Genomic DNA, 11,606 nt, shown 5'->3' with positions numbered 1-11,606 from the left:
ATCTCTTCCGGCTTGTGCTTCCGTGCCATTCCATTCCTCCTTCAGTCCAAATCCTAAAACAGAATCTGGACCACCCAGAAGGGGGAAGCTCACCCGCCCAGCGTGAAGAAAACGTGGTCGAGGCCATCCGGGGCCAGCGAGGTCAATTCCTCGGCGAGCCTGATCGCCGGTTCGGACCCGAAATGGAAATAGCCCGTGGCGTACGGCAGGCGCCGCATCTGCTCGGCCGCTACTTCCACGATGCTTTCGTGACCATAGCCGACGTTCACGCACCAGAGCCCCGCGAAAGCGTCGATCATGCGGCGGCCGTCGATATCGGTAAGCCACATGCCCTCGCCGCTTTCGAGAATGCGGACGCCGTGCGCTTCGTGCCCTCTGAACGATGTGACGGGGTGGATCAGGTGGTCCCTGTCCATATCTGAAAGCGAGCGGTTCGTTACCGGCTCATGCGGGCGATGGAGCGCATTTTCCATGTTGTCAGGATAGTCGGCTTCCTTGCTTGTGCAGCAGAAATTCCCGACGGATAACGTCACTTCGTCCTCAACTTCACTATTTCACGGCATATCGTGCCGACTGGCCGGGGCATCCCCCATGAAGCCGGTTGTGCTGCAAACGCCCGGCAATTCGGCGCATTGTACCAGTGTGCCGATGTCATGAGCATCTCGCAAAGCCGCCGGTATTTTTCCTTCAATCCTCACGAGGTGATCCTGAATGAGCCCCGTAGTCAAGCGCGTCCAGAGCGATGAAACCATTCCCGGGGCGGTCGATGTCGTGGTGATCGGCGGGGGGATCGTGGGCACTTCGGCGGCATATTATCTGGCAAGGCGGGGCCTGTCGGTCGCCCTGCTGGAAAAGGGCTACATCGCCTGCGAGCAGTCGAGCCGGACATGGGGTTGGTGCAGGCAACAAAACCGCGACAGGCGCGAAATGCCGCTCTCGCTGCTCTCCATGCGCCTGTGGGATGGACTGGCGGAAGAGATCGGCCAGGATCTCGGCTTTCGTCGGTCGGGCCTCGTCTATGCGACCGACGACGAAGCGATGCTCGATGGCTGGGCCGCATGGCGGCCGGTAGCGGAAGAATTCGGTGTCGAGACATACATGCTGTCTTCTGCCGAAGCGGCTCGTCTCGTTCCCGAAACGCAACGAAAATGGGTGGGGGGGCTTCGCTCTCCGACGGACGGCAAGGCGGAGCCTTCACTGGCGGCGCCGGTGCTGGCCGAGGGTGCCCGCGCGCTGGGCGCGAGCATCCACCAGAACTGCGCGGTCTACGGGCTCGATAGCGCAAATGGCCGGATAGCTGGCGTCGAAACGGAACTTGGGCCGATACGCACGGATGCGGTTGTCTGCGCAGCCGGAGCGTGGGCGTCGCGTTTCCTTCGTCCGCACGGCGTAACCTTTCCGCAGGCGAGCGTCCGGCAAACGGCCGTGCGCACAAAACCCGTCGCGGACGTCGGCGAGGTCCTGTATTCACCGGACTTTGCGATGACCCGCCGGCTCGACGGTAGCTATACGCTGGCGATCAGCGGGCGGGCGCGGCTCGAGCTGACCCCCAAGGGCATCCGCTTCGCGCGTGAATTCATGCCCCAGTTCGTGCAACGGCTGAAAGCCGTCCAGGTCGGGGTAGGGGACTCGTTCTTCGACGGGCCGGACTCGATGACGGCAATGTTCTCGGACGATCCCGGGATATTCACCTCGAACAGGGTGCTCGATCCTCCGCCGATGAAGCGGCTGCTCGGGGCGATCGCGGAAAACGTGCGCAGCACCTTTCCGCAGCTCAGGGACATGGAGATCGATCACGCATGGGGGGCCTTCGTCGATTGCACGCCCGACGCGGTTCCAGTGGTCTCGCCCATCGACTCGATATCGGGTCTTTTCCTGGCTGCGGGCTGTTCAGGACACGGGTTCGGGGTCGGGCCGGGGATCGGCTACCTCCTATCGCAGATGATCGGCGGCGAAACGCCCGACATCGACCTGACCCATTTCGCCCTTCGCCGGCTGGTCGACGGGTCGAAGGTCGAAGTGGGGAGGCTTTGAGGCCGGCCTTCAAACCGTGGCCGCAACCCAGTCCAGGCGCGGCCTCAGTTGGTCGGCTGATACCCCAGGATCGCCTTCGTCTCGAGGAATTCCTTCAGCCCCTCGATACCGAACTCGCGACCGTTGCCGGAACTCTTGAAGCCCCCGAACGGCGCGTGGGGATCCCAGGCCGGATAGTTCAGGTGCACTTGCCCGCTGCGAATGCGCGCGGCGACCGCACGTGCGCCTTCGAGGTCCGTTCCCTGCACGTGCGCGCCAAGCCCGTAGATGGTGTCGTTCGCGATATCGACGGCCTCGTCCACGGTGTCGTAGGGGATCAGGCACAGTACCGGACCGAAGATTTCCTCCTGTGCGATCGCCATGCCGGAACTGACCTCCGAGAAGACGGTCGGCCGGGCGTAGAGCCCTGTATCCAGTCCCTCCGGACGGCCGGGGCCGCCGCAAACCAGCTTCGCTCCTTCCGCGATCCCCTTCGAGATCATCTCCTGCACGCGCGCGAACTGCGCGGCATTGGCGATGCTTCCATGCGTCGTTGCCTCGTCGAGCGGGTCGCCGACGATCATTTCCCTGACCGCCGCCTCGGCCAGTCGTTCAACCTCGGCCAGGAAGCGCCGAGGGACGATCATGCGGGTCGGCGCACTGCATGATTGCCCCACGTTGCGCATGCACGCCGCGACGCCGGGCGCGATTGCCTTTGCCAAGTCCGCATCGGGAAGCACCACGTTCGGAGACTTCCCGCCAAGTTCCAGCGCCACGCGCTTGACCGTGTCCGCAGCCGCCTTGCTGACAAGGATGCCCGCACGGGTCGAACCGGTCAGCGAGATCATGTCGACGTCCCGGTGCAGCGACAGGGCCTCGCCGACCTCGGGGCCGGTTCCGCTCACCAGGTTGAAAACGCCGGCGGGGACGCCTGCATCCTGCATGACTTCGGCGAAAAGCAGCGCGCTGAGCGGTGAAAGCTCGCTGGGTTTGAGCACGACCGTGCACCCGGCCGCGAGTGCCGGAGCAACCTTTGCCGTGACCTGGTATAGCGGCCAGTTCCACGGAGTGATGAGCCCGCAGACACCGACCGCTTCATGCACAACCGCAGTACTTCCGCGCATCTCCACGAAGGGGAAGTCCGCAAGGATTTCAGCAGCCACGCGGACATGCTCTGCCGCGAAGGGAACCTGCGCCGTACGGGCAGCGGTTATCGCGCAACCCATCTCGAGCGAAATCGCGGTTGCGAAAAGGTCGCTTCGCTCGAGGATCAGCCGGTGAATCCGGTCAAGCACGTCCTTCCGTTCTGAGCGGGGCTTGGTCGACCAGGAGGGAAATGCCGTACGGGCGGCCTCGACCGCGGCATCGAGATCCTCGCGGGTGCCGAGTGCGACGGTGGCGATCCGATCCTCGGTTGCGGGGTTGATGACCGGAATCTCGTGCCCGCGAACGGGCGTTCGCCATTCTCCGCCGATGAAGAGGCGTTGCAGGTGCCCGCCATCGGCCAGCCGGGCAACGGGGTCCGTCGGAGCGATCGATCCCCCCGGGTTTGAAGCTGCGCCGTCGGGCTTCATGAATTCTCTCCGAGAGCGGCAATGGCCTCGATCTCGACAAGGTAGCCGTGATGAAGCTCTGGAACCGGGACGACAGCCCGCGCAGGCTTCGCCTTTCCAAGCTTCTCGGCATAGACGGCGTTCAATCGCGGCCAGTACTCCACGCCTGCGAGATAGACGGTGACCTTGACCAGGTCGGCCGGCCCCAGTCCTTCGGCTCGCAGCACTCGAAGCATGTTGTCGATCGCAGCACCGGCCTGGACTTCGAAGGGCTCCGCAAACGTGTGGGAGCCATCGGGACGGCCGCCAAGCTGGCCAGAAACATACAGTAGTCCTCCATGCGCCATGCCCGCAGAGTAGTGACCGGCGGGAGCCGGAGCACCGGGAACGGAGATGGGGCGAGGCCTGTCCATCCCTACCAGCCGCGCATACGTGACCACGTGGCGATGACCATGTCTCCATCGCCCTCCACCACGCGATAGGCGTCATGCTGTGCTCCGGTCGCGCAGGCATGGTTTGGAAGGATGCGCAGCCGCGTCCCGATCGGGAGATCGGGCAAGGCGCGCGCGCTACCCGCCCGCATCGTGACGATGCCGTGCTCCTGGTTGGCCTGGTCGACGATCAGATCGGGGATCACCCTGCCATGAAGGTCGCATACGAGGCCGTAGCCCTGATCGACGTCCTGCCTCGCGGTGCCGCGGTCGCGCGACAGGGCCATCCAGCCCGCATCAACCAGGATCCAGTCCTTCTCCGCCTTGCGGCCAATGACGGTGGTAAGGACCGTCAGCGCCAGGTCGTCGATGTCGCAGACGCCGATACCGGCCATAACCAGGTCGAAAAACATGAAAACGCCCGCGCGCACTTCGGTGATGCCGTCGAGATTTCGAGCAAAATGGGCAGTCGGCGTCGATCCGACGCTGATGATGGGGCATTCGAATCCGGCGGTCCGCAAAGCCTGTGCGGCAGACAGGGCGGCAATGCGTTCTCCTTCCGCGGCGGCGGCCAGCGCGTCGGGATCGCTTAGACCGTACGAATCGCCTGCATGGGTAAGCACGCCTGCCAGCGGCACGCCTCCGGCCGCCAATTCGCTCGCCGTTACGATCAGCAGGGGATCGCCGGGCGACAGACCGCCACGATGTCCGTCACAGTCAATCTCGATGAATGCCGCGCACACGGCAGGCGCGTCCCGGGCCGCCTTGCCCAGCGCTTCGGCCTGCGCGACGCTATCGAGCGTGACCTTCAGATCGACGCCAGATGCGGCGATCGCAAGAGCGCGGGGCACCTTTGCAGGATCGAGCCCTACGGCGTAGGTGATATCCCGATATCCACCCTCGCGCGCAAAATACTCGGCTTCGGCGAGCGTCGACACGGTAATGGGGCCCGGCCCGTCCGGGAAAATTCGACGCGCCGCCTCCACCGATTTGGCCGTCTTGAGATGCGGGCGAAGGATCACGTCGTGTCTCGCGGCGATCGCCGAAAGCCGCGCGACGTTACGATCCATACGGTCCCTGTCGAGCACGAGCGCAGGGGTCGGCAGCGTCGACAGGCTGGGCAAAGTGCGCGGTCCGGCGGAAGGTGCGTGCAGGACCTGGCTCATCGCAACATCCGGGACCGTCACAGGGACGCGGCGACGGCCTTGCCGCACGAGACGGTGTCGGCCGAACCTTTCAGATCGCGGGTGCGACCGGCGGGCGTCTGCAGAACATCCTCTACCGCCGACATGATCGCGGCAGCGGCCTCCGCCTCGCCCAGGTGCTCCAGCATCATGGCTCCGGACCAGATCTGTCCCACGGGGTTCGCGATACCCTGGCCCGCAATATCCGGCGCCGAACCGTGGACCGGTTCGAATAGTGAGGGATGCGCGCGTTCGGGATTGATGTTTCCCGACGGTGCGATGCCGATCGTGCCCGCGCATGCCGGACCGAGGTCGGACAGGATGTCGCCGAACAGGTTGGAGGCGACGACGACATCGAAGCGCTGCGGATTGAGCACGAACTGGGCGGTCAGGATGTCTATGTGGTACTTGTCCCGCGTCACGTCGGGGTATTCCTGCGCGATAGCATCGACCCTGCCGTCCCAGAACGGCATGGTGATCGCTATCCCGTTCGACTTGGTGGCGCTGGTAACGTGGCGCCTTTCCCTCTTCATCGCCAGATCGAAGGCAAACCGCACGATGCGGTCGACGCCGTGACGCGTCATCACCGTTTCCTGGATTACGACCTCTCGCTCGGTGCCCGGGAACATGTGGCCTCCGACGGCGCTGTATTCGCCCTCGGTATTCTCCCTGACTACCCAGAAATCGATGTCTCCCGGCTGGCGACCGGCCAGCGGGCAGGGCACGCCGGGCATAAGGCGAACCGGGCGAAGATTTACGTATTGATCGTATTCGCGACGGAACTGCAGGAGCGATTCCCAAAGTGAGATGTGGTCCGGGACGACTTCGGGCCATCCGACCGCTCCGAAGAATATAGCGTCGGCAGTGCCGACCTTTTCCTTCCAGTCTTCGGGCATCATCCGGCCGTGGCGAACATAGTAATCGGCGCTGGCGAAATCGTGCCAGTCGAGTTCAAGGCCGAAACCGTGCGACCGCGCCGCCGCCTCCAGCGCCCGAACGCCCTCGGGCATCACCTTGCCGATGCCGTCCCCGGCGATGACTGCGATCCGATAGGTGCGGTTCGACATCACGCCATCTGCCTCAACTGTTCAGTCCGCCGATGTGGAAAGCCTTCACCTCCAGGTACTCCTCGATCCCCATGGTGCCGCCCTCGCGACCGAGGCCCGATTGCTTCATTCCGCCGAACGGTGCCATTTCCATAGAGATCGATCCGGTGTTGAGCGCGACCATTCCCGCCTCGAGGGCTTCGGCGACCCTGAAGCTGCGCGAGAGGTCGCGGGTATAGAAATAGCTGGCGAGGCCGTAGGGCGTATCGTTGGCAAGCACTATCGCCTCCTCCTCGGTTTCGAAGCGGAACAGGGGTGCGACGGGCCCGAAGGTTTCCTCGTTGGCCAGACGCATGTCGCGATGCGCGTCGGCAATGACGAGGGGGCGTACGAAGCGTGCATCCTCGCGCCCGCTGCCACGCGCGATGACCTTGCCCCCGCGATCCAGCGCGTCTGCCACGTGCGCGTGTACTTTTTCCACGGCGGCATCGTTGATGAGCGGGCCGACAGTGGCATCAGGATCGTCCCCCGGCGCCACGACAAGCGCCGCAACGCGTTTTCCAAGAAGCTCCGCGAAGTCTTCGAAAACAGCGGAATGCACGAGGATGCGATTGGCGCAAACGCAAGTCTGCCCGGCGTTACGGAACTTGCTTGCCATCGCAGCATTTGCTGCCAGTTCCAGGTCGGCATCGTCGAAGACTATGAGCGGCGCATTGCCTCCGAGTTCCAGACTCAGGCGTTTGATGGTGTCGGCGCACTGGCGCATCAGCAGCGATCCGACGCGCGTGGAGCCGGTGAAGGACAGTTTGCGAACGTCGGGGCTGGAAGTGATCGTTTCACCGATTTCCTGCGGTATCCCGGTCAGCACGTGGAAGACCCCGGAAGGTATTCCCGCGCGCAGCGCCAGGTCGGCAAGCGCCAGGGCGGTGAACGGCGTCATCTCCGATGGCTTCACGATCACCGGGCAACCCGCAGCAAGCGCCGGAGCGCATTTTCGGGTGATCATGGCGGCAGGAAAGTTCCACGGTGTGATCGCCGCCGAGATGCCGACAGGTTCGGTCAGGACAAGGATCCGGCGGTCAGTTTCCGGAGACGCGACGTTGCGTGCGCCGATCCGCCGGCCTTCTTCCGCGAACCACTTGATGAAGCTTGCCGCATAGCGAATTTCACCTGCAGCTTCGGCAATCGGCTTGCCTTGCTCGGCGGTCATGATCCGAGCCAGGTCTTCCGCATTTTCCAGCACGAGCCTGTGCCACGTTTCGAGCAGCGCAGCGCGGTAGTGAGCGGTCAGTGAACGCCATGCAGGCCAGGCGGCCTTCGCGGCCTCGATCGCCCTTTGCGTTTCCGCCTTTCCGCACGCGGGAACACTGCCGAGGGGATCACCCGATGCGGGATCGTCCACGGGGAAAGCGTTCGATCCGGCTGCGAACCACTCACCGTCAATGAGCGCCGCTTCGTGCAGCAGAGTTCGGTCCGCGACCTTCAGCATCAGCAGAAAGCCTGCGTCGCGATCCCGAATATGCGCGGCGCGTCCGAAAGCTGCGGAGGTGCGCCCCGGACCATCGTGGTCATGCTGTCGTATTTGGGCAGTCCCATCGTTTCTAGCCACCGGGAAAGACCGAGCCCTTCAACGACATCGATCCGGCAGAAACGGCCTGCGCGTGTGCCCATCCAGTGGCTGACGAGCACCTTCGCTCCCTCCAGGTCCGGAGCGACGATCGGCGCGATCGACCGGCCCCGGCCGAACGGACGCGACATGGCGAAACCGACAGGTTCGTGATCGCGCGATAGCACCACCGTCTTCCCGTCGCGCGCAAGGGCATCGAACAGGTAGCCTCGGTCCATCCCGTTTGCCCTGCTGTACATCTCGGCAAGCGCCTCGTCGGCCTGGCCCATCGGCCGTACGCGTTCGAGAGGTTGCAGTTCGGGCAGGGGAACGGAAGGCGCCGGCCCCTCATGCTGGTGGATCACACCGCACGGAACGAAGCCAAGCGAGGCATATAGCGGCAGGCCGATCTGGGTCGCGTTCAGGAGTACACTGCGCCCGTCGAGACGTTCCATCATCGCTTCCATGAGACGCCCCGCGATCGCGTTCCTGTCGAGCCCCTCCTTGACGATCACCATGCCCAGCGAGGCGAAGTCGTTACCATATCGCCATGCCATGATGGTGCCCACGATCCTGTCGTTGGCGGTGGCCACCAATCCCTCGCCAAGCTCCCAATACAGCTCCCAATCCTCGTGCCGATGCGGCCACGAGTGCTCCTGCGACAATTCGATCGCGCCTTCGAGATCGACCGAGGTCATGTCGCGCAGGGCAATCTTTGCTTCCGTAATAGTCGCCATGACGATTTCTTCCGAGCTGAAGCGGTACACACAGGGCAGAACGCACGACCGGCCTGCGTCGCTCCTAGATTGCAAGGTCCGGCATGATTTGCCGGTTTGCCGATGGTTTTGACACAATATCGCGCGCTTTTCGCTTCCTTCGCCGATGCTCCCGCAGACATCCTGTCGCCTTCACGCCGGCCAAAAGGGTGCGGGAGGCAATCATCCTTCAGAGGCCCACGAGCGCAGGTAGGCACCCGATGTGCGGTATCTCGACGTCTCGATAGTTGGCGTTCGACGGTTCGTGTCCCCGCGCCACGAATACGCGACACCCGAACCGAAGGTCGGTGGCGGTATTCTGATCGTAGCGGAAGCTGGAGGAAACGTGCATCATCTCCTCGGGGCCGCAGCCAAGCTTGTCGAACATGTACTCGAACGCCTGCATCCGCGGCTTGTACGCCTGCGCGCTTTCTGCGGTGTAGACCCGGTGAAACGGCGCCCCGAGCTTCTCGACGTTGCTGCCGATCTGTTCGTTCATGGCATTGGACAGGATGACCAGCGGGATTTTGTCGGCGATTTTCGCGAGGCCGCCGGGTACGTCGGGATGCGGCCCCCAGGTCGGAACGGTCTCGTAAACCGCGTCGGCGTCTCGCTCGCGATACTCGACCTTCCACTTTTCGGCCGTCCGGCGAACCGCGTTGCGCAGCAGTTCGCGATAGGGCTTCCAGGCGTCCAGCGTCTCGTCGAAGCGGAATTGAGCGAAATCCTCGCACATGCGATCCATGTGCTGTTCCGGCAGCCTGTCTCCAAAGAATTCGCGCGCCATCTCGGACATGCGAAAGCGAATGAGCGTGCCATAGCAATCGAAGCTGATGTATTTCGGCCGGAAAATATGGCCGTCTCTGATCGTCATACCCTCACTCCCGGTTGAATAACCCTGATCGTTCCGGCCACGAGAACGGTTCGATATGACCACTCCGGTTGCGCAAGTCGGTACCGATTGACCGATCGTCGTTTCTCCTTCGAGGCTTTTCCAATCGCATAATCAGCATTGTCTGCCGCACCTCAATAACCCCTGCTCCTGTCGACTTCGCCGGCAAGGGATAGCCCGCTCGCCTCGCGCTGAAGGTTCGCGATGAGCGAGTGAACGGCCGTCTCGATACGTGTGATGCCCGCCACGTGCGGTGTGACGAAAATAGACGGGTGACCGCGAAACGGATGGGTTTCCGGAAGCGGTTCAGGATCGCAGACGTCGAGCAAGGCCGCAGAAAGCCGGCCATTGTCCAACGCATCGACGAGGTCATCGTTGATCAGGTGACCACCCCGTGCCGCGTTGAGGAGCGACGCGCCGCGGGGAAGCTTTTCGAAGAGATCGCGGCGCAGGATTCCGCGCGTATCGGGCGTCAGGGGAAGCAGGCATACGAGAATTTCGGACCGCGCCAGGAACCCGTCCATTTCGTCCGGGCCGGCGTAGCATTCCACGCCCTCGATGCTCCGCCGCGTACGGCTCCACCCCGAAAGCCGGAAGCCAAATGGCGCGAGCGCGGCCAGCGCGGCGGTGCCCAGTTCTCCGAGACCGAGCAGACCGACGCTTCTCTCGCGGCAAAGCAGGGTCTTGCGCGGAAACCACCGCCCGCTGCGCTGGTCATCGACATAGCGGGGCAGGTCGCGGTGGAGCGCAAGTACGCCCATGGCGACGTATTCGGCCATCGTCTGCGTTATGCCCGGTTCGATCATGCGCACGATCCGCACGTGATCCGGTACCTTCCCGATATCGAGCTGGTCGATCCCGGCACCGATACTGAACAGGATCTCAAGGTTCGGCAGCATCGACATGACTTCGTCGTCGAGCGTCCAGGCAACGAGGTAGCGGACTTCGCTGGCGTTGCCGATATCGGGCCAGCAACGAAAGTCGACATCGGGCAGGTCGTGCGCGAAAACCTCCCGCCATGCGCGGCCACGTTTCTCGTCGCCATGATGAACCAGTGCAATCATTTTGAACCTCGCGTCCGGCGTCTGCGCCACCAGGCCAGGGGGCCGCTGACGATAAGAAATAACAATGCCGCGCACCCGGCGAGCAGAACAACTCTGCCCAGCGGGCCGAAAGTCTCACCGGAATGCAACGGAAGGACGGTGACCCATGGCGCGTCGTTGTCTTCCGCGCGCAGGACATCGGCAGGCTGGGCGGGATCGGCTGGCACGACCACGGTGTCGACTGCCCGGGAATTGCGGCGCGGCGCGTCGAAATTTACCTGGATCGAGCCATCGGGAAACAGCCGGAGGTCACGCGCCCTTCCGTCGGGCACCAGTTCGGCTGCAATACGGAATTGCGTATCGACCCTTGATAGATCGATCCGCATGGAGCGGACTTCGGGCTCGGAGGCGTTCCAGGGGAAAATCGTCGAAGCCAGCAGGAACCCGGTCGACGCACTGAACAGGGCAGTGACGGACGCCGCAGCGCCGACGCTCCGGTGCCATGCTCGCAACCTGGCCGGCCCCTTGAGGCTGCGACGGACTCTGATGGAGCGGGCGACGTTTCGCGCGCCGGGCCACCATGTCGCCACGCCCGCCACGATCAGCAGCAGGAAGCCGCCCGCAACAACCATGACGATCGCCGCACCCAGGACCGGGGACATCAGCCTGTAGTGAAGCTCCAGAGCGGCTTCGTAGGGAAACCGCCAGATGCTGCCCCGATCGACGACGCCACCGGAAACGGGAGAAATCGCGACGAACCGCGGTCCCCCGGGGCTGTCGATGCGCACGAGATGGACGGCGCGATCCTTGCCGGAGAAGAACAGGCGCGCAAAAGTGCCGCCCGAAACCTTCGAAAGCGCCGTATCGATCAGCTTGCTCGGACTCGGCTCTACGGCGCGCGCGAGGTTCGCGGACGTGGAATGCTGCCACCCCCTCGTCTCGAACGCTTCGGGCAAGAGCAGGATCGTTCCTGTCACGATCTGGACCAGAATGAGCGGCGCCAGAGCAAGCGCAATCCAGCGGTGCAGGGAAAGGAGCCGTGCCTTCGTCATGTCGAGGTCGGCCCGGGAACGCGCATGCACC

The 11,606-nt window shown here is 63.7% G+C and carries 11 protein-coding genes; 1 reads left to right on the top strand and 10 read right to left on the bottom strand.

Features of this window, described 5'->3' with window-relative positions; genetic code table 11:
- Positions 1 to 89: 89 nt before the first annotated feature.
- A complete protein-coding gene (locus tag FHS75_RS18220; protein WP_229735731.1) occupies positions 90 to 533 on the bottom strand; it encodes an aminotransferase class III-fold pyridoxal phosphate-dependent enzyme in 444 nt (147 codons plus the stop codon).
- Between the two features lie 178 nt (positions 534 to 711).
- Between FHS75_RS18220 and FHS75_RS17245 the strand changes: the two genes are divergently transcribed.
- Positions 712 to 2,034, top strand: a complete 1,323-nt coding sequence (locus FHS75_RS17245) for an NAD(P)/FAD-dependent oxidoreductase (RefSeq protein WP_179408891.1) — start codon at positions 712 to 714, stop codon at positions 2,032 to 2,034.
- 44 nt (positions 2,035 to 2,078) lie between these two features.
- Here FHS75_RS17245 and FHS75_RS17240 read toward each other — a convergent pair whose 3' ends face one another.
- From FHS75_RS17240 to FHS75_RS17200, 9 genes are all read right to left on the bottom strand, one after another.
- On the bottom strand, positions 2,079 to 3,587 hold the full coding sequence (locus FHS75_RS17240; protein ID WP_179408890.1) for an aldehyde dehydrogenase family protein: 1,509 nt from the start codon (positions 3,585 to 3,587) through the stop codon (positions 2,079 to 2,081).
- The gene (locus FHS75_RS17235) at positions 3,584 to 3,979 is read right to left on the bottom strand and encodes a RidA family protein (protein ID WP_179408889.1); all 396 of its coding nucleotides are present in this window, start codon (positions 3,977 to 3,979) and stop codon (positions 3,584 to 3,586) included. The genes FHS75_RS17240 and FHS75_RS17235 overlap by 4 nt, the downstream gene beginning before the upstream one ends.
- Before the next feature lie 2 nt (positions 3,980 to 3,981).
- Positions 3,982 to 5,163, bottom strand: a complete 1,182-nt coding sequence (locus FHS75_RS17230) for a DSD1 family PLP-dependent enzyme (protein ID WP_179408888.1) — start codon at positions 5,161 to 5,163, stop codon at positions 3,982 to 3,984.
- A 17-nt stretch (positions 5,164 to 5,180) separates the two neighbouring features.
- Positions 5,181 to 6,248, bottom strand: coding sequence for a tartrate dehydrogenase (locus FHS75_RS17225; protein ID WP_179408887.1), 1,068 nt, complete (start codon positions 6,246 to 6,248; stop codon positions 5,181 to 5,183).
- 13 nt (positions 6,249 to 6,261) lie between these two features.
- Positions 6,262 to 7,716 (bottom strand): NAD-dependent succinate-semialdehyde dehydrogenase, encoded by a 1,455-nt coding sequence (locus tag FHS75_RS17220; protein WP_179408886.1) that lies wholly within the window; start codon positions 7,714 to 7,716, stop codon positions 6,262 to 6,264.
- Positions 7,716 to 8,570 carry a GNAT family N-acetyltransferase gene (locus FHS75_RS17215; RefSeq protein WP_179408885.1) on the bottom strand — a complete coding sequence of 285 codons (855 nt, stop codon included), beginning with the start codon at positions 8,568 to 8,570 and terminating at the stop codon, positions 7,716 to 7,718. Before FHS75_RS17215 ends, FHS75_RS17220 begins: the two co-directional genes overlap by 1 nt.
- Positions 8,571 to 8,778: 208 nt before the next feature.
- Positions 8,779 to 9,462 (bottom strand): haloacid dehalogenase type II, encoded by a 684-nt coding sequence (locus tag FHS75_RS17210; RefSeq protein WP_179408884.1) that lies wholly within the window; start codon positions 9,460 to 9,462, stop codon positions 8,779 to 8,781.
- Between the two features lie 152 nt (positions 9,463 to 9,614).
- Entirely contained in the window at positions 9,615 to 10,544 is a 930-nt protein-coding gene (locus FHS75_RS17205) for a 2-hydroxyacid dehydrogenase (RefSeq protein ID WP_179408883.1), read from the bottom strand.
- Positions 10,541 to 11,575 carry a PepSY-associated TM helix domain-containing protein gene (locus tag FHS75_RS17200; protein WP_179408882.1) on the bottom strand — a complete coding sequence of 345 codons (1,035 nt, stop codon included), beginning with the start codon at positions 11,573 to 11,575 and terminating at the stop codon, positions 10,541 to 10,543. Before FHS75_RS17200 ends, FHS75_RS17205 begins: the two co-directional genes overlap by 4 nt.
- Positions 11,576 to 11,606 lie beyond the last annotated feature (31 nt).

It is taken from the genome of Novosphingobium marinum (genome assembly GCF_013408095.1).
Lineage (GTDB): Bacteria > Pseudomonadota > Alphaproteobacteria > Sphingomonadales > Sphingomonadaceae > Novosphingobium > Novosphingobium marinum.
Note: the sequence above shows the minus strand (reverse complement) of the source record. Positions and strands in the feature narration are given on the sequence as shown.